12 protein-coding genes and 2 pseudogenes are annotated in these 18,380 nt (G+C 70.2%); 8 read left to right on the forward strand and 6 right to left on the reverse strand.

Features of this window, described 5'->3' with window-relative positions; all coding sequences use genetic code 11:
* Positions 1-25 precede the first annotated feature (25 nt).
* A complete protein-coding gene (locus tag JIX55_RS00765) occupies positions 26-1,312 on the forward strand; it encodes a PhoX family protein (RefSeq protein ID WP_257561268.1) in 1,287 nt (428 codons plus the stop codon).
* 840 nt (positions 1,313-2,152) lie between these two features.
* Positions 2,153-3,160, forward strand: a complete 1,008-nt coding sequence (locus JIX55_RS00770) for a hypothetical protein (protein WP_257561269.1) — start codon at positions 2,153-2,155, stop codon at positions 3,158-3,160.
* A gap of 315 nt (positions 3,161-3,475) precedes the next feature.
* On the opposite strand, the pseudogene JIX55_RS51250 reads toward JIX55_RS00770, so the two are convergent.
* Together JIX55_RS51250 and JIX55_RS00780 are read right to left on the reverse strand one after the other, a co-directional pair.
* A pseudogene (locus JIX55_RS51250) lies at positions 3,476-3,590 on the reverse strand (RNA-guided endonuclease TnpB family protein); the annotation flags it as partial.
* 91 nt (positions 3,591-3,681) lie between these two features.
* Positions 3,682-4,452: a GNAT family N-acetyltransferase gene (locus tag JIX55_RS00780; RefSeq protein WP_257561270.1), complete on the reverse strand. Its 771-nt coding sequence runs from the start codon at positions 4,450-4,452 to the stop codon at positions 3,682-3,684.
* A gap of 345 nt (positions 4,453-4,797) precedes the next feature.
* Between JIX55_RS00780 and JIX55_RS00785 the strand changes: the two genes are divergently transcribed.
* Positions 4,798-6,537 carry a sensor histidine kinase gene (locus tag JIX55_RS00785; protein ID WP_257561271.1) on the forward strand — a complete coding sequence of 580 codons (1,740 nt, stop codon included), beginning with the start codon at positions 4,798-4,800 and terminating at the stop codon, positions 6,535-6,537.
* Positions 6,538-6,811: 274 nt separating this feature from the next.
* Positions 6,812-8,203 carry an anion permease gene (locus tag JIX55_RS00790; protein WP_257569172.1) on the forward strand — a complete coding sequence of 464 codons (1,392 nt, stop codon included), beginning with the start codon at positions 6,812-6,814 and terminating at the stop codon, positions 8,201-8,203.
* Between the two features lie 427 nt (positions 8,204-8,630).
* Here JIX55_RS00790 and JIX55_RS50770 read toward each other — a convergent pair.
* From JIX55_RS50770 to JIX55_RS00800, 3 genes and pseudogenes are all read right to left on the reverse strand, one after another.
* A pseudogene (locus tag JIX55_RS50770) lies at positions 8,631-8,888 on the reverse strand (hypothetical protein); the annotation flags it as partial.
* A gap of 305 nt (positions 8,889-9,193) precedes the next feature.
* Positions 9,194-9,670, reverse strand: coding sequence for a hemerythrin domain-containing protein (locus JIX55_RS00795; protein ID WP_257561272.1), 477 nt, complete (start codon positions 9,668-9,670; stop codon positions 9,194-9,196).
* Between the two features lie 48 nt (positions 9,671-9,718).
* A complete protein-coding gene (locus tag JIX55_RS00800) occupies positions 9,719-11,002 on the reverse strand; it encodes an MFS transporter (protein ID WP_443046317.1) in 1,284 nt (427 codons plus the stop codon).
* 322 nt (positions 11,003-11,324) lie between these two features.
* Between JIX55_RS00800 and JIX55_RS00805 the strand changes: the two genes are divergently transcribed.
* The 3 genes from JIX55_RS00805 (at position 11,325) to JIX55_RS00815 (ending at position 13,405) form a co-directional block, all read left to right on the forward strand.
* On the forward strand, positions 11,325-11,747 hold the full coding sequence (locus tag JIX55_RS00805) for a pyridoxamine 5'-phosphate oxidase family protein (RefSeq protein WP_257561273.1): 423 nt from the start codon (positions 11,325-11,327) through the stop codon (positions 11,745-11,747).
* A 388-nt stretch (positions 11,748-12,135) separates the two neighbouring features.
* Positions 12,136-13,011, forward strand: coding sequence for a GAF domain-containing protein (locus JIX55_RS00810; protein ID WP_257561274.1), 876 nt, complete (start codon positions 12,136-12,138; stop codon positions 13,009-13,011).
* A 211-nt stretch (positions 13,012-13,222) separates the two neighbouring features.
* On the forward strand, positions 13,223-13,405 hold the full coding sequence (locus tag JIX55_RS00815) for a hypothetical protein (RefSeq protein WP_257561275.1): 183 nt from the start codon (positions 13,223-13,225) through the stop codon (positions 13,403-13,405).
* Positions 13,406-13,444: 39 nt separating this feature from the next.
* Here the strand turns inward: JIX55_RS00815 and JIX55_RS00820 are convergent, their stop codons facing one another.
* Positions 13,445-14,281: a DUF2249 domain-containing protein gene (locus JIX55_RS00820; protein ID WP_257561276.1), complete on the reverse strand. Its 837-nt coding sequence runs from the start codon at positions 14,279-14,281 to the stop codon at positions 13,445-13,447.
* A gap of 400 nt (positions 14,282-14,681) precedes the next feature.
* Between JIX55_RS00820 and JIX55_RS00825 the strand changes: the two genes are divergently transcribed.
* Positions 14,682-18,380, forward strand: a complete 3,699-nt coding sequence (locus JIX55_RS00825; protein WP_257561277.1) for a nitrate reductase subunit alpha — start codon at positions 14,682-14,684, stop codon at positions 18,378-18,380.

An 18,380-nucleotide genomic window follows, 5' to 3' on the forward strand; every position in this document is an offset into this window, starting at 1 on the left:
ACGCACCCTCCTGCGCGGAGCCGCGGTGGCCGCGGCCGCTTCCGTCCCCTTCCAGGCCCTTGCCGCGCGCACGGCCGCCGCCGAGCCGGTCAAACTCGAGTTCGACGCCGGGTACGGCCCGCTGCACCCGGCCAAGGACCAGGCGACCGGCCTGGAACTGCTGCATCTGCCGCGCGGATTCGAGTACATCTCCTACGGCTGGACCAACGACCTCATGGACGACGGCGTGCGCACCCCGGGCTCGCACGACGGCATGGCGGCATTCCGCTACGGCGACAGGCTCCACCTCGTCCGCAACCACGAGCGCGGCGCCGGCCCCGCCTTCGCCGCTCCCGCGTACAACCCCGAGGCCGGCGGCGGCACCACCACCCTGGTCTTCGACCCGGACGCCGGCCAGTGGCTGGAGTCCTACGGCAGCCTCGGCGGCACCATGCGCAACTGCGCCGGCGGTCCCACCCCGTGGAACACCTGGCTCACCTGCGAGGAAACCTTTTCCACGACCGCCGGCAAACGCCACGGCTACATCTTCGAGGTCGCCTCGCGGGGCAAGGGCAACCCCGAGCCCTACAAAGCCATGGGCCGGTTCAACCACGAGGCCATCGCCATCGACCCGGCGACCGGCTACGTCTACGAGACCGAGGACCGCGGCGACGCATCGCTGTACCGCTTCGTTCCGGCGGTACCCGGTGATCTGTCCAAGGGCGGCCGGCTGGAGGCCCTGCGCATCGGCAGCACTACGTACGACACCCGCCTCGACGGCGAGAAGGCGTACGGCAGCGTCTCCTGGGTGCCCGTGGACGACGTCGACCCGGCGGCGGACACCGTGCGGCTCCAGGCGCAGGCAGGCGGCGCCGCGGTGTTCAGCCGCCTCGAAGGCGCCTGGTACGGCAACGACCGCATCTACGTCATCACGACCGACGGCGGCCCGGCCCGTCAGGGACAGGTCTTCGAACTCGACCCGGCCACCGACGAGTTCCGGGTGCTGTTCGCCTCGCCCGGCGCCGAGGTCCTCAACGCGCCGGACAACATGTGCGTCAGCCCGCGCGGCGGCCTGGTGCTCTGCGAGGACGGCAGCGGCACCGAATACGTCCACGGGCTGACCACGGACGGCGAGATCTTCCGCTTCGCCACCAACACCGTGGACCTGCGCGGCGGGACCGCAGGCAAGAACGTCCCGGCGGCCGACCACCGGGGCTCGGAGTGGGCCGGCTCGGTGTTCGAGCCGAAGAACGGCAACTGGCTGTTCGTGAACATCCAGACCCCGGGCATCACGTTCGCGATCACCGGCCCCTGGACCCAGGGCGCCTTGTAGCCTTCAGCCGGGAACAAGACAGCGCGCGTCGAGGCTCCATACACCCAGCCCCGCCTCACCAGCGGAGACGGGCAGCAGCCTCGACGCGCTCCTCCAACGCCCCCACCCGGCCGAGAAAACCATCGAAGTCACCTTCGACTGCTCATCCAGACCCAGGTCACCGAGATGACGGTCAAGGCCGGACAGAGCGCACCGCGGCTCTCATCAACGGCCCGGGCAACCGCCTGAAGAACCGCCTCAAGGCCATCGAGCCCGAGATTCGAAACCGCCCGACACAGCCGCCCACTGAACACCGCACCCGGGTCCCAGCCGGCCCGGCGGGCCATCACGGACGCGGCCCACGCCGTGTCTCCGGGTACAGCGGGGGCGGCGGCGCCCGCGCTCGTTGCACTGCTCGTACCGGCGCCGGTTGTCGCGGACGTTCCCGCTGCTCAAGAAGTCAACGTCACCAATGGGTGCTCCCCCGAGCCCTTCCCCGACAACGCCGTAGAGCGATCCTGCCCTTCCACCGCCCCCCACCGACCTCGGACCACGCGTACGCCCGCCGGCCAGGAAGACAAACCCGGCATGGCGACAAGGTCTCCCCCGCTCGGGCAGCGTCGGCTTCGGTCGTATACGCCGTTCCGAAAAGGCGCATCCCGCTCAGAGAAACGGTCCTTGCGGAATAGGATCTCCCTCACGTTGAGCTGAGCGTATGCCGTGCCATCAGGGGGCCTGTTGCCGCGCAAAATATCCGAAGCCGAGGCCGTCGAGGCCATGACACGTCGCGGAGCGCGCCCCGTCGAACCCTTCCCAGGGACCCAACATCCGTGGAAATGCCGCTGCTTGACCTGTAACGAGGTGAGCGCGCCGCGCTACAACGACGTCGTGAACAAAGGAACCGGGGTCTGCAACAAGACCTGCCGCTCACTCAAGATCGCCGCCAAGCTCACCCGTGACGGGGCGAAGGCCGCCGCCGTCATGCTCGAGTGGGGATGGGAGCCCCTTGACGGCTATCCGGGAGCGGGCAAGCCCTGGCCGGCCAGGTGCATCCACTGCGGGGCGATCAAGATCAAGAAGCTGTCGCACGTTCAGAACGGCCGCGGCGGCTGCACCCACTGCGCCGGACGTGACGTCACCGATGAGTCCGCACGCAAGCTGATGCGTGCGGCCGATCTGGAGCCGCTCATCGCCTATCCGGGTTCACTGCAGCCATGGCTGTCTCGCTGCCTGCGCTGCACTCACGTCGGAACGCCTACGTACGCGAAGGTCCACGCCCGTGGTCACCAATGCTGGTCGTGCCGCTCGGAAAAGATCGCAGACGCCCTGCGACTCGACGACGAGGTGGCCATCTCCAGCATGCTGGAAAAGGACCTCGAACCGCTTGTGCCGTATCCCGGCAACACGGAACTCCCCTGGAAATCACGCTGCATGACCTGCGAGACGGTCCTGGACCCGGGACCGACGCTGCACAACATCCGAGGTCCGCAGGGTGGCTGTCCCACCTGCGCGGAGCGTGGCATCAACCCCGCTCGGCCGGGCTACCTCTACCTCGTCGTCCACGAGGGTCACCGTGCTCTGAAGTGGGGCATCGCCAACATCGAACAGCGCATCACCCAGCACCTCTCCCAAGGCTGGCAGTTGGTCGCACGATGGAAATTCGATCTCACCGGTGACGCCTGGGCGTTCGAGCGCCAGATCAAGATGTGGATCCGGGGCCAGGGCATCCCTCGGGCACTGACCTCCGACCAGATGAAGTACCGCGGACATACAGAGACCGCCTTCCTCGCCGATATCGACCTTCACCTGGTGCGCCAGCACATCGAATCCCTGATCGGCCGCCGCCCCGATGAACCACCGCAGCTGTAGCGCGACGAGTATCACGCGTCTCGCGTCACCACGCAGAAGGGTGCCTGCTTCATCGCCGGCCTCTGCTCCGCAGGCTCCTGCGAACGCATCCGCCGTCCTACTCCAGCATCTCCCCGCGCTCTTTCAGCTGCCCGCCCTGGGGCCCGGCCGAGCCGCCTGGCGGTGCGACGTCCCCTTGCGGCGTCGAGCTCGACGCTCACCAGGAAGTCAGATGTCCTGCGAGTTCCCGAGTTGGTTCGCTGACGTCACGCAGGAATCAGCGGAAGCCCTGCAGCGCTGGCGACCGGCTCACACACCGTCAGACGCGGCCCAAGACCTGGAGCGGTGCAAGACGTTCCGGGCCGCGTTGTGGTCTGCGTTGCCGGACCATCCGCAGCCGGGGTTCTTGCACACGAACAGGGCCCTGGGTCTCCCGGCTGCCGGGGGTGGTCTCGGTGTGCATCCCGAGGCCCTGCGCGGCTGGATCCGGCAGGCCGAGGCCGATGCCGGCGAGCGGGATGACCGGCTGACTTGCCTGGACCTCAGCCGAGTTTCTTGAGCATCTTGACGGAGGTCGTCCCGTAGCCGAGCGACTCGTAAAGGCCGCGGGCACCCGTGTTGAACCCGAAGACACTGAGGCCGAGAGTATGAGCGCCCTGCGCCCGGGCGTATTCCTCGCCGAGGACCATGGCCGTGCGCCCGAGGCCCCGACCACGCTTCTCAGCGTCGATCACGATGTCCCAGATCCACCAGGCGCCGGCGTCGTCGCTCGTGTCTGGTCCGGTCCAGAGGTAACCGACGGTTGCCCCGGCGTCATCGACCACGTCGAAGACCACGTGCCCCGGACCCGGTGCACCAGAGGGAAACGAGCGAGCCATGCTTTCGTCCGCATGCCGGTAGGCATCCTCGGGCGTCTGCCCCATGACGACAAGATCATTGGCGTACTCATCCCGACTGCGTTCGAGCCACGCAGGGAAAAACCGCGCGTCCAAGCGGCGAAGGGCTCCAGGCATCGGATCAGCCTCCCACACCGCCGATGTTGGACGGCCTCGTCCCCGCGTAACGCTCACACACACGCTCAACAGGGCAAACGTTGCCTGCCACGGCACTAGCACGCCGAGGTGACGGGGTGGGGCGAAGTTGCGCCACCACTGCTTGCCGGCGGCGTGACCCGCCAGTACCACGAGCTGGTAGCCCTCGCGCGCGTACAGAACCGGCAGTGTCATCTGGCACCCGGTGCGACGCCCCAGGAGCGACAGCGCACACAGCCCGGCCCATACCGCGTGCCACCGCGATCGCAGCAGCGCCAGCACGCTGCTGTTGACCGCGACGGTCGGCGTACCGCAGCGTCTGAGCCAGTCGCCGGAACGCTCCCTGCATCCATGTCCCCAGGGTCTGTGCGATCCCGCCGCCCCGGCCAGGGCCGTTCGTCTCCGAGGAGCGGCCGAACGGCATCCACGCCGCGGGGCGGCTGTGAACGCCCCCGGGAGGGGGTGCGGTGGGCGGCGCCCGCTGGGATCTCACGCCGCGCATCGTTCCCACACGTCAAAGGGTCATAGGATCTGAGGCGGCCATCTAACACAGGCGTTCGGGTGCCGGCAGGGCCGTTCGGGCATGATGAGGAGGTGCCAACGGCACCTTTTCCGGAGGGAGCGGGAATGGCGGAGAGTCCAGCACAGGGGCGCAGGGGCGGCCCGGCGGCGCCCCAGTTGCGGCTGGATGAATTGCTGGAGGGCCTGCAGGCGCAGGTGGAGCAGGTCCGCGCGGCCCGGGACCGGGTACACACGCTGCTGGACGCGGTCCTCACCATCGGCACTGATCTGGATCTCGACGTTGTACTGCGGCGGATCACCGAGTCCGCGGTCACCCTGGTGGACGCCCAGTACGGGGCCCTCGGCGTGCTGGGCGAGGAAGGGAAGATCCGGCAGTTCATCACGGTCGGCATGGACGAGGACACCATCCGTACCATCGGCCACTATCCCGAGGGTCAGGGCATCCTGGGGCTCCTGATCAAGGAGCCGGAGCCGCTGCGCCTGGCCAACCTTGGCCGCCACCCCGACTCGGTCGGCTTCCCCGCGGGACATCCGCCGATGACCACCTTCCTGGGCGCGCCGGTGCGCGTGCGCGACCAGGTCTTCGGAAACCTGTATCTGACCGACAAGCGCGGCGGAGCGGAGTTCGATGACGATGACGAGGCGGTGCTGCGTACGCTCGCGGCCGCGGCCGGTGTGGCCGTCGACAACGCCCGCCTGTACGAGGGCTCCCGGCGCCGGGAGCAGTGGCTGGCGGCGAGCAGCGAACTCACCCGCAGCCTGCTGTCGGGCACCGACCCGGACCGGGTTCTGCATCAGGTCGCCGCAGCCGCCAGACAGCTGTCCGGCGCCGACCTGGTGACGCTGGCCGTACGGTTCGACGGCGGCGAGGAGCTGGTGATCGAGGCCGCGGACGGCGAGGGCGCCGAGCAGGTGCGAGGACTGGTCCTGCCGGCCACCACACTGGCCGCGAAGGTCTACCAGTCCAACCAGCGGATCAGCAGCAGTGCGCTGTCCGCCGAGCCGCAGGCCGGTGGCGGTTCAGCGGCACAGCTCGGCCTGGGACCGGGGTTCCTGCTCCCACTGGGCGGCGGCGAGAACGTGCGCGGAGTTTTGCAGGTTGCCAACCTGCCCGGCGGTACGGAGTTCTCCGACGCCACCATGGCCATGATCGACAGCTTCGCCGACCAGGCCGCACTCGCCCTGGAGATCGCCGAGCACCGGCGCGAGGCCGAGCACCTCGTGGTCCTGACCGACCGCGACCGCATCGCCCGCGACCTGCACGACCTTGCCATCCAACGGCTGTTCGCCTCCGGACTGACCCTCAATTCCGTACTCGGCCGGATTTCCGACCGGCCCGAGGTGGCCGAGCGCGTCCAGCGCGTGGTCGACGACCTCGACGACACCATCAAGACCGTACGAGGCACGATCTACGCGCTACACGAGCGCGACCGCTCCGACAGCCGCGGCGGGCTGCGCTCAAGGCTTCTGGCCGAGACCGACCAGGCCGCCGACGTGCTCGGCTTCACTCCCGCGCTGCGCATGACCGGCCTGCTGGACACCGCCGTACCCGCGGACCATGCCGACCACCTGCTCGCCGTGCTGCGCGAGACGCTCTCCAACGCCGCCCGGCACGCGCACGCCACCGGCGTCGAGGTCACCGCCGAGACGGACGGTCGGCGGCTCCACCTGCGCGTCGCTGACAACGGCGGCGGCATCGACCCGGCCGTCACCCGGCGCAGCGGCCTGGACAACCTCGGTCGGCGCGCCACCGACCTCGGCGGCAGCTTCACTCTCACGCCGAACGAACCCACCGGCACCATCGCGGAATGGACCGTGCCTCTCCCCACGCAGACGGACGCCTGAGCCCCAGGGGCCGGGGGGCGGGACCAACTCGCTCCCTCCTTGGTGCCGTTCGGCCCAACGACGAGGGCCGGTTGCCTCGCGCCCGGTCTCATCGCCATACGTCACCGTGGAGGCGCACACTCGCCCCTGGTCCGGCTGAGCTGTCCGAGACATGCCGGGCCCCACCCACGGGATGGCAACGATGAGCCCCTTCCGGGACACAGAAGGAATACCAGCCAGGTCGGCGCCGCCCCCTGCCCCGGTCAAGGCGCGTGCCGCCACGATAGGGACGGCACTGAAGTGGGCCGTTCCCGTGGCCGCGGGTCTGACCGTCTACCTGCTACCGCAGCCGGACGGAATCAAGGCCGGCGGGTGGGCGGTACTCGCCATCTTCACCGGCACCGTACTGGGCCTGATCCTGCAGCCGCTCCCGCTCGGCGCGGTCGCCCTCGTCGGCCTGACAGCGGCGATGATCACCGGCACGCTGGAGCCGGACGTCGCGCTCGGCGGCTTCTCCGAGCCGACCATCTGGCTGATCGTGGCCGCGTTCTTCATCTCGCTGGGATTCACCAAGACCGGCCTCGGCCGACGCATCGCCCTGCTGTTCGTCCGTGCCCTGGGCCGCAGCAGCCTGGGACTGGCCTACGGCATCACCCTGACCGACCTGGTGCTCGCCCCGGCCACCCCGAGCAACACCGCCCGATCCGGCGGCGTCATCAACCCCGTCATCGGCTCGCTCAGCACCAACGCCGGCTCGCACCCCGGCGACGAAAGCCGCCGCAAGCTCGGCGCCTACCTCAGCGTGACCGCCATGCAGATCAACACGGTCACCAGCGCCATGTTCCTGACCTCCATGGCCGCCAACCCCCTGGTGCAAAAGCTCGCCGCCGACCACGGCATCGCCCTCACCTGGAGCTCCTGGGCGCTCGCGGCACTCGTGCCCGGACTGGTGGCCCTGTTGGTGCTCCCGGCGCTGCTGTACCGCGTCTTCCCGCCTGCCGTCCGCGCCACCCCCGAAGCCCCGGCCCAGGCCCGCGCTCAGCTCGCCGAGCTGGGCCGGATGTCCCGTCAGGAATGGACCATGGCAGGCGTCTTCGTCCTGCTGCTCCTGCTGTGGTCGGTCGGCGGTCAGGTCTGGGACCTGTCCGCCACCGTCTCCGCTTTCACCGGCGTGGCACTGCTGCTCGTCACCGGCGTACTGACCTGGGGCGACCTGGCCGCGGAGAAGGCGGCCTGGACCACCCTGGTGTGGTTCGCCGTCCTGGTGATGTTGGCCGGCCAGCTCCAGGAACTCGGCGTGATCGGCTGGTTCAGCGACGCGATCACCGATGCCACCTCAGGCGTGGGCTGGCGGACCGCTTTCGTGATCCTGACGCTGGTCTACCTGTTCTCCCATTACCTGTTCGCCTCCAACACCGCGCACGTGGCCGCGATGTACGCCGCCTTCCTGGCGGCCGCCACCGCCACCGGCGCCCCGCCGGTGATGGCCGCCCTGGTGCTCGGCTTCATCAGCTCCCTGTACGGCGGCCTCACCCACTACGCCTCCGGGCCGGCCCCCGTCCTCTTCGGCGGCGGGTACGTCACCCTCGCCGAATGGTGGCGCACCGGGCTGATCGCCGCCGGCGCCAACATCGTGATCTGGATGGGCGTGGGAGCCGTCTGGCTCAAGGTCCTGGGGCACTGGTGAGCAACACGACCAACCGACCTGGTGCGTAGTCCTCCCGGCCCGTTCTGCTTGCGGAACGGGCCGGAGACCTGGGCAGAAGTCGTCGGACAGCAAGAAGCCGCGAACGAGGCCAGGAGGGGCCGCGTCGACTGAATGCCGCGAAAAGGCCGATGAGGGAACGGAAGCAACCTCAGCATGACGTACTCAAGTTGCCGGTAACTGCCGTATCTGACGTGCCGCCCCGACCAGCCCCGACTGTCGGCACCAGCGCATCACTCGGCCGACACAGGTCTGTCTCCGACGTCGTGGCTGCCCGCCGCCACCCTTGTGGCGCGGGTACTCCGGCCCCCGCTCCTCGGCGTTGGCGGCGAACCGGCGCCGGTCTCGCCGTAGCGGTCGCCGAGCACCTGTCCGGCACCACCAACGGACACCTCGCCACCCCGGGGCGGCCCGACGATCTATAGTCGGTCTGCTGGGCCTCCCAGGTGATGATGCCGTCCTTGACGTACACCTTCCACGAGCACGAGCCGGTGCAGTTCACCCCGTGCGTGGAGCGCACCACCTTGTCGTGCGACCAGCGATCCCGGTAGAAATCGTCCGCCTGCCGGCCGCCCTTCCCGTGCAGAGTGCGAAGATCGTCGGAGACCTCCGCCCTGGTGAAGAACCGGCGGCTGCGCACCAGCGCCTCCGCCAATTCGCCGTCCATGGCCGCCTGCGTCTGTTCCCGGCTGGTCTCCGTGCTCACCGTGCCACTCCGCCCCGGGCGCCACGGGCCCGTTCGAATTGCGATCGGTTCCGGCCGCACACGACTCTACGACCGCCGTCCCCCGGAGGGTCAACAGCCACACCACGACCAACACACGGTTTGGCGAAGATCGCCTGCGTGCAGGGGCGGTTACCCGGGCTTCGCAATGCCATACCCACACCTGCAAACGCCGCGCCCCCGCTCATTCCGAGCGGGGGCGCGGGATCTGCATGGTGTGCCCCCGAGTGGGCGGAAGCACTGCCCGGTCAGGCGGCCGGCCGGGACAGGGCGCCGCCCGCCTTCGCGCGCACAGCCTCGACCGCTTCCCACTCCTCGGTGCTGAGGTTGGCGAGCGCGGCCGGGAAGACCCCGTCCTGCTCCTTGAGGATGTGACCGCGCAGCAGGGCCATCGCCTCGATGAGCCGGTTCGGCCAGGTCGGGTCCGAGGGCGTCGCGCCGTCGGCGGCCTCGGCCAGCACCGCCTCGATGCGGCGGTGCTCGGCCTCCAGGGCGGCGATCTGCTCGGGGAAGTCCAGTGCCATCGCGGGGAACAGGCCGTGCTCCTCGACCCGTGTGTGCGGGTCGAGCACGGTAGTGATCTCGCGGGCGATCTGAGCCATCCGGTCCACGTCACCGTCCTGGCGGGCGGGGTGAAGATGGCTGATCAGGCGGACGACCTCGTCGTGCTCACGGGTCAGTTCGTCGATCGACGCCAGCGACTGGCAGCCGCAGTACTCGCACACCGGTCTTCTCCCTGTCCTTCGTTCCCTGCCGGTCTGGGCCGCTCGCCCTTACGCGATGGTGCCGACGGTGCGGTGCCCTCGCCGACCGCCGGTGCGCGGCTTCCTCTCGCCGCCTTCGGCCGCCGCGCGGACACCGGTGAGGGTGAAGGCCAGCGCCGCGGCGGCCACGATCGCGAGCAGGACGAGACCGATCGCGTACGACTCGTAGGCTCCGTACAGCGAGCCCATCACCAGCGGCGGCAGGAAGCCGCCCAGTCCGCCCGCGGCGCCGACCACGCCGGTGACGGAGCCGACCTGGTTGGCCGGGGTGCGCAGGGCCACCAGGGCGAACGTCGCCCCGCTGCCCGCGCCGAGCGCGGCGGCCATGGCCAGGAACGCGATGGTGCCCACCGGCGCCAGGGCGGGGGTGAACGACTGCACGACCGCCCCGACCACGACCGCGGTCAGCGAGCCGGCCAGCACCCGGACGGGGCCGATCCGGTCGGACAACCAGCCGCCGATCGGGCGCATCGCCACCGCGAGGAGTACGAACCCGGCCATGCGGTTCGCGGCGTCGGCCTGGGTCAGGCCGTAGCCGGTCTTGAGGTAGGTGGGCAGGTAGACCGAGAAGGCGACGTAGCCGCCGAACGCGACCGCGTACAGCGCGGATGCCTGCCAGGTGATGGGCAGCCGGACGGTGGCGGCCAGTCGGCGGGCCAGGGGCTCGGTCGGCACGGTGCGGCCGGGCGCGTCACGCAGCAGCAGCGCGGCGGCCACGGCATACACGGCCAGGACCGCGGCGGTGATCAGGAACGGAGTGGACATGCTGCCCGCGTCGACCAGCTTCACCGTGGTCAGGGCGCTGATCGCGGTGCCACCCATGCCGGCGCCGAAGACGCCGATGGCAAGACCGCGCCGCTCGGGCGGAAACCAGGCGTTGACGAGCGGCACACCGACGGCGAAGGCAGTGCCGCCGATGCCGAGGAAGAACCCGCCGATCAGCAGGGCGGCGAGGGAGGAGTACCCGGCCAGGCCGAGGTAGAGCACCGGCACGATGGTGGCCGCCGACACGATCGGGAACATGACCCGGCCGCCGAACCGGTCGGTCAGCGCGCCGACCGGGATCCGGCCCAGTGAGCCGACCACGACCGGCACCGCCACCAGCAGCGACTGCTCGAACGACGACAGGTCGAGGCCGTCCTTGAACCGGGGGCCGAGCGGGCTGAGCAGCGCCCAAGCCCAGAAGTTCACGGCGAAACCGACCGTTGCCAGGGCCAGCATCAGCCACGCCCGGCCGGACACCGACCCAGCTGACGGTGAACTACCGCTCTTCGACTCCAACGGCTGGACCATGTTGTCCGTCCCCTTTCCGCTTCATGGTGGTACTGCGCCACCGGGATCGCACGCGCACCGCAGGCCCCCTTGCCTGCAGAACGGCGTCACGTCACCACTGTCCGCATCAGGACGCACCGCGGGCATGGGCCATCCGTCCCTACCGGCGGACAGACGGTCCCCGGGTTCGGACCCGGCCGTCCCTCCAAACAGGCCCCTGAACCGCCTCGCCCGAGCGGCTCCCGGGAAACAACGGCTGCGATCGGCCGTCCCCGCGGGAGCCGGGAGGGGATAGGGCCGGTCGGCCCTATCCCCTCCCGGCTCCCGCGGGGACGATGGACTGATGTCCCAGAACGACGCCTTTCGCTCACTCGACCGGCAGGAGTGCCTGCGGCTGCTCGCCAAGGTGCCGGTCGGCCGCGTGGTCTACACCAGGCAGGCACTGCCCGCGGTCCTCCCCATCAACTTCTCCCTGGACACGGACGCCTCCGTCCTGCTGTGCACCTCGCCGGACTCGGACCTCGTACGCGCCATCGACGGCGTCGTGGTCGCCTTCGAAGCGGACGAGTTCGACGCGGCAACGCGGTCCGGCTGGAGCGTGGTCGTCACGGGCCGGGCCACCATGGTGACCGACCCCGCCGAGCACGAGCGGCTGTCCCAGGACGGCCCCACGTCTTGGATGCCCCTGAAAGACGCCGTGTTCGTACGGATCGAATCCGAGATGGTCACGGGCCGGGAGCTCAGCGGGGCGCGCGGCAATCCGTGAGGCACAGCAGAGCGGGTCGGGCAACGGTCCTCGATCTGCGCGGGCCGCGATCGCCCGCGGGGTCGGTGGGGGTGGTGGCAGCGGGTACGCCGCGCACCTGATAGGACCGGGCGCCGACGCAGAAGAAGGGTGGACCTCAAGACCGCGGCCCAGGCACAGGGGCGGGGCCCTGGCGCGGGCCTGTCCGTTCGGACGGGGAGGCCACCCGAAGGGACAGACGCATGCAAAGTCATCGCGGACAACGGGCAGTTGTCCCCGTTCGACGACAGGGGAAGCGCATGGGGCAGCACGGTGAACTGCGGCGCGCAGGGCCGGCCTGGAGGACGAGTGGTCCCGCCGGGTGCCACGGACGAAGGTCCTGTGTGCGCCACCGAGCGGTGGCGATCCGTTGCGCCACGAAGTGGCCGAGTCCTGGGCGCGCTCGCTGACCAGCGTGGACCCCGGCCGGGACAGCGCTCCCGTTGCCGAAGGGGGCCCTGTGCACGAGCGCTGGTCCCGATCGCCACTGCGCCGACCGGTCGATGACCTCGCCGACGAACTGCGCAGCGTCGCCGACGACGCCGGATTCGTCACCGCGGTCACCGACGAGTCCGGGACGATCCTGTGGACTTACGGCGGACAGACCATGCGGCGACGGGCCGAGCGGGTCAACTTCGCACCGGGTGGGCGGTGGGACGAGCAGACCAGGGGCACCAACGCCCTGTCCCTCGCACTGCGCACCGGCCGCCCCAGCACCGTCTTCTCCGCCGAACACCTGGTGACGGCACTGCACGGCTGGGCCTGCTACTGCGCGCCGATCCACGGTCCCGACGGGCAAGTCCTCGGTGTCCTGGACCTGTCCACCACCTGGGACCGCTCGCCTCCGTTGGCCATGTCCACCGTGCGCGGTCTGGCCTCCGCCATCGAGGCTGAACTCCGTACCGAACCGCCCCTTCGGTCCCGCGAAGACCAGCCCCAGGCACGGCTGCACTGCCTGGGCACCGAGAAAGCGGTACGCGAGGGCGTACCCCTTCTGCCGCGGCCCCGGCATCTGGAGATGCTCACGCTGCTCGCGCTGGAACCGGACGGATACACCCGGGGAAAGGCTCCGCGCGGTCCTGTACGGCGACCGTGCCGTCACCGCCTCCACGTTCAAGGCGGAGATCTCCCATCTGCGCCGGGCCCTCGGGGGCGGTATCGCCACGCGCCGCTACGAACGCCGCCGTACCGCGTCGACAAATGTCTGGAGCATACGGTCGTATGCGCCGAGGTCGATCTGGCCTGACCCCGACTTCCTCACCTCGGGCAGGAATGCGATCGGGCGACCCGAAGAGCCGGACGCGCCTGCGCAGCAGGGATTTCCTCGCGCCCGTCCGCCGTGGGCCTCGGCCCGAAGCGCCGTGAGAGACCGCAGCGTTCAGCTCTCGGCACGGAACCGGTAGACCAGCCGCTCGCCGGGCTGAACGCATGGGCCGGTCGGGGGCGAGGGAGCCTGCGTGGAAGTCGATGCCGTGGCCCATGCCGTGGTCGTCGTTGACGAGGGTGATCTCGAAGACGTCGCCGACCTGTCCATGCAGGGTGGGGCCTGGTGCGGTGCCGCCGAAGGTCCACATCTGTTCCTCGTGTGCTGGGGCGTTCCTTGTGCTTGGGGTGCGGCGGGCGCCCGCATGCCGGATTGAGCAAAGTCCGTGCGGCGCCGGAGAGTTGAGGGTGGCTCGTCAGCTGTGGCTGAGCCGGAGCCGCCAGGCTTCCGGGCCGCGTTCCAGGTACTCCACCGAGAAGACCCCGGGGCTGCGCTGTTCGATCTGAGCGAGCAGCGGCAGCGGGTCGTGCGGGGCGACCAGTACCATCGCGGTGCCCGCCGGGACGGCGTCCAGCGCGCCGAAGACCGTGGCGTGACGCAGGGCGTGGGGAACCTCCCGCACATCCAGCTCCGGTTCGGCCTCCTCCTCCGCAGCGCCGCAGCCGCATGCTCCGCCGCAGCCGCCGGTCTCCTCGGTCCGCTCCTCCTGCACGTCCTGTCCTTCCCCGGTGCCCTGCGTTCCGTAGGCGCCCTTGGCGGGCGTGTCGTTCGCGAGCCGGTCGTACATGTCCGCGAGCAGCGCAGCCAGGGAGACCTCGGGCGCCATGGCGAGCAGAGGCAGGACGAGGCCGTTCTCCTTGGCCACGTGCTCTTCGAAGAGCACCTGAAGGGCCCGCGCGTCGGCCGCCGCGCCCGCCGGGTTGGGTGCGGCGCGCAGGGCGTCGACGAGGGCGGTGAAGCAGCGGTGTTCGCCGATGAGGCTCTCGATGAGCAGGCGGGCCTCGGGCATGCCGTGCGCGACGGGGTAGAGCGCGGCTTCCTCGGCTGCGGCGTGCGGCAGCAGCGAGCGGTCGCAGAAGGCCACGAGCCCGGCGTGGATCTTCTCAGCGGCGCTCGGCTCGCGGCGGTCCACGGCGGTGAGCAGCATCTTCACGCGTCCGGCCAGTTCCCCGGCCAGGCGGGCGTGGTGCGCCTCCGCGCCTTCAAGGGCTGTGGCGTCCTGAGGGTTCGAGGCGAGGGTGAGCACGCTCATGGTCGTGTCTCCAGCGGGTCGGGCCGGCGCGGCCGGTCGATGCGGGTGGGGCCGGCATTCCGGGTGCCGACTCTCGGGGCGAATGCCGCGTCCGGCCGCGGTGAGCGGCCGGACGCTCGACCGAACCGGGCGCCACGCTCCGTACGCGCTGTACCTGCGGCGGCCGGGGACGGGGGAATCGGCTGCCAGGCAGGCACGGAATGCGGTCGTACAGATGGGCATCCGCGGTTCGATCAGTGCCCAGCATGCACGCCGGGCGCAGCCGACTCCCCCGCCGACCGGACCCAGCACGGGGACCAAAGGTCCCTATGGCAACCGGCCAGACAGGGCCGGAAGGTCGTCCGGCAGGGACCGCCGGCCCCAGGTGCACCATGGCCTGCGGCTTCTAGCGTTCCCAACCATGGAGAACGATCAGAGCGCACGGCGCCAGGCGTCGCCCACAGGTGCGGGCTGGCCGCTGGCGGCCCGCAGACTGTTGACCCGTCGTGAGATGTCGGCCGACGGGCGCGCCGTGTTCGGCGAAGGCGACCCGAAGTGGGAGAGCTTCTACCGGGACCGGTGGGCCCACGACAAGGTGGTGCGCTCCACCCATGGTGTGAACTGCACAGGGTCGTGCTCGTGGATGGTGTACGTCAAGGACGGCATCATCACCTGGGAGCACCAGGCCACCGACTACCCGTCGATCGGCACGGACTGCCCCGAGTACGAGCCACGCGGTTGCCCGCGCGGGGCCTCCTTCTCCTGGTACACCTACTCCCCCAGCCGCGTCCGCTACCCATATGTGCGGGGCGAGTTGCTGAAGCTCTGGCGCGAGGCCCGCAAGCGGCTCGGCGACCCGGTGGCGGCCTGGGCCGAGATCACCGGCGACCCGGCCAGGGCCCGCTCCTACAAACGGGCTCGCGGCAAGGGCGGCCTGGTGCGCGCCGACTGGGACGAGGTCAGCGAGCTGATCGCCGCCGCCCAGGTGCACACCGTCAAGGCGTACGGACCCGACCGCGTCGCGGGCTTCTCGCCCATCCCGGCGATGTCGATGGCGTCGTTCGCGGCCGGGGCTCGGTTCCACTCGCTGATCGGCGGCACGCTGCTGTCGTTCTACGACTGGTACGCCGACCTGCCGATCGCCTCGCCGCAGGTCTTCGGCGACCAGACGGACGTGCCGGAGGCGGCGGACTGGTGGAACGCGGGCTATCTGATCATGTGGGGCTCCAACATCCCCGTGACCCGCACGCCCGACGCGCACTTCCTCACCGAGACCCGCTACAACGGCACCAAGGTCGTCGCGGTCAGCCCCGACTACGCCGACAACGTCAAGCACGCCGACGAGTGGGTCGCCCCGCACCCCGGCACGGACGGGGCGCTGGCGATGGCCATGGGCCACGTCATCCTGCGCGAGTTCCTGATCGACCGCGAAGTGCCCTACTTCCAGGACTACATGCGCAAGTTCACCGACGCCCCGTTCCTGGTGACCCTGCGCGAGCACGACCGCGGTCTCGTCCCGGACGGGTTCCTGACCGCCGCCGACCTCGGACACGACACGGAGCACGCCGAGTCCAAGACGGTTCTCCTGGACGGGGCCACGGGCGAACCCGTGGTCCCCAACGGCTCGCTCGGCTTCCGGTGGGGGGAAGCCGGGCGAGGTCGTTGGAACCTGGACCTGGGCGACGTGGTACCCGAACTGAGCCTGCTGGAGCGGGCCGAGGAGACGGCCGAGGTCGCGCTGCCCCGCTTCGACGAGGGCGGCACGGAAGGCGGTTCGGTCCTGGTGCGCGGGGTGCCGGTGCGCCGGGTCGGCGGCCGGCTCGTCACCACGGTCTTCGACCTGATGCTGGCGCAGTACGGCGTCGCACGCCCCGGGCTGCCGGGCAACTGGCCCACCTCGTACGAGGACGCGTCCGAGCCGTACACCCCGGCCTGGCAGGAGACGATCACCTCGGTCCCGGCGGAGCAGGCTGCCCGCATCGGCCGGGAGTTCGCCCGCAACGCCGAGCGCACCAACGGCCGGTCCATGATCGCGCTGGGTGCCGGCACCAACCACTGGTTCCACTCCGACACCATCTACCGTGCCTTCCTGGCGCTGATCACGATGACCGGCTGCCAGGGCGTCAACGGCGGCGGCTGGGCGCACTACGTCGGCCAGGAGAAGGTCCGCCCGGTCACCGGACAGCAGCACCTGTCGTTCGCCTTCGACTGGCAGCGGCCCACCCGGCACATGGCGGGCACCTCGTACTGGTATCTGAACTCCGACCAGTGGCGCTACGAGGCGTTCGGGCCCGACGAGTTTGCTTCCCCGCTCGGGAAGGGCCGGTTCAAGGGCAAGGCGTTCGCGGACACACTCGCGCAGGCCGTGCGGCTGGGCTGGACTCCCGGTCACCCCGGCTTCAACCGCAACCCCCTCGATCTGGCCGACGAGGCAGCCGCTGCGGGCCGGCCGGTCGCCGAGCACATCGTGGACGAGCTGAAGTCCGGGCGGCTGCGGTTCGCCGTCGAGGACCCGGACGACCCGGCCAACTTCCCGCGTGTGCTGACCGTGTGGCGGGCCAACCTGCTCGGCTCCTCCGGCAAGGGCAACGAGTACTTCCTGCGCCACCTGCTGGGCACGGACGCGGCGGTCCGCTCCGAGGAGACCCCGCCCGAGGGCCGTCCGAAGGAGGTGGTGTGGCGGGAGGAGGCGCCCGAGGGCAAGCTCGACCTGCTCGTCACCATGGACTTCCGCATGACCTCCACCAGCCTGCTCTCCGACGTCGTCCTGCCGGCCGCCACCTGGTACGAGAAGGACGACCTGTCGTCGACCGACATGCACCCCTTCGTCCACGCCTTCACCCCGGCCATCGCCCCGCCGTGGCAGGCCCGCACCGACTACGACATGTTCCTGACGATGGCCGACAAGTTCAGCGAACTGGCCGCCGACCACCTCGGCACCCGCACCGATGTCCTCGCGGTGCCGCTGCTGCACGACACCCCGGACGAACTCGCCCAGCCGGGCGGGGTGGTGCGGGACTGGAAGACCGGCGAGTGCGAGCCGGTTCCCGGGCGGACCATGCCGAATCTGGTCGTCATCGAACGGGACTACGCCGCGATCGCGCAGAAGATGCGCGCCGTCGGCCCGCTGCTCGACACGCTGGGCACCACCACCAAGGGCGTCACCGTCCACCCGAACCAGGAGATCGACGACCTCCGGCACCGCAACGGCACCGTCAGGGACGGCATCGCCGCCGGACGGCCCTCCCTCGCCACCGCCTCCGACATGTGCGAGGCGATCCTCGCCCTGTCCGGCACCACCAACGGCCGCCTGGCCACAGAGGGCTTCCGGGAGCTGGAGCGGCAGACCGGCAGCGAGGGCCTGGTCGAACTCGCCTCCGAGCGCGAGGCCGACCGGATCACGTTCGCCGACACGCGCACCCAGCCCCGTTCGGTGATGACGTCGTACGAATGGTCGGGCTCGGAGACCGGCGGGCGCCGCTACTCGCCGTTCGTCATCAACACCGAGCACAAGAAGCCCTGGCACACCCTCACCGGCCGCCAGCACTTCTTCGTCCAGCACGACTGGATCGCCGAACTCGGCGAGCAACTGCCGGTCTACCGGCCTCCGTTGAACACGCCCAAGCACTACGGCGACGAGCACCTGGGCGAGAGCGGCCGGGCCGAGGTCACGGTCCGCTATCTGACCCCGCACTCGAAGTGGTCCATCCACTCGAACTACCAGGACAACAAGTACATGCTCGACCTGTCCCGCGGCGGCCCGACGATCTGGATGTCCGCCGCCGACGCCGAGAAGATCGGCGTCAAGGACAACGAGTGGATCGAGGCGTACAACCGCAACGGCGTCGTCGCCGCCCGGGCCGTGGTCACCCACCGCATGCCCGAGGGAACCGTGTACATGTACCACGCCCAGGACCGCAACGTGAACGTCCCGAGGACCGAGGTCAGCGGCAAGCGCGGCGGCATCCACAACTCACTCACCCGGCTCCTGCTCAAGCCCACCCACCTCGCAGGCGGCTACGCCCAGTTCACCTACGCCTTCAACTACTACGGCCCGACCGGCAACCAGCGCGACGAGGTCACCGTCATCCGCCGCCGCAGCCAGCAAGTGGAGTACTGA

It is taken from the genome of Streptomyces sp. DSM 40750, assembly GCF_024612035.1.
Taxonomy (GTDB): domain Bacteria; phylum Actinomycetota; class Actinomycetes; order Streptomycetales; family Streptomycetaceae; genus Streptomyces.

Coding starts and splice junctions, on each gene's coding strand:
- JIX55_RS00785 (WP_257561271.1), top strand. CDS start 4,798: ATGGCGGAGAGTCCAGCACAGGGGCGCAGGGGCGGCCCGGCGGCGCCC.
- JIX55_RS00800 (WP_443046317.1), bottom strand. CDS start 11,002: ATGGTCCAGCCGTTGGAGTCGAAGAGCGGTAGTTCACCGTCAGCTGGG.
- JIX55_RS00805 (WP_257561273.1), top strand. CDS start 11,325: ATGTCCCAGAACGACGCCTTTCGCTCACTCGACCGGCAGGAGTGCCTG.
- JIX55_RS00820 (WP_257561276.1), bottom strand. CDS start 14,281: ATGAGCGTGCTCACCCTCGCCTCGAACCCTCAGGACGCCACAGCCCTT.
- JIX55_RS00825 (WP_257561277.1), top strand. CDS start 14,682: ATGGAGAACGATCAGAGCGCACGGCGCCAGGCGTCGCCCACAGGTGCG.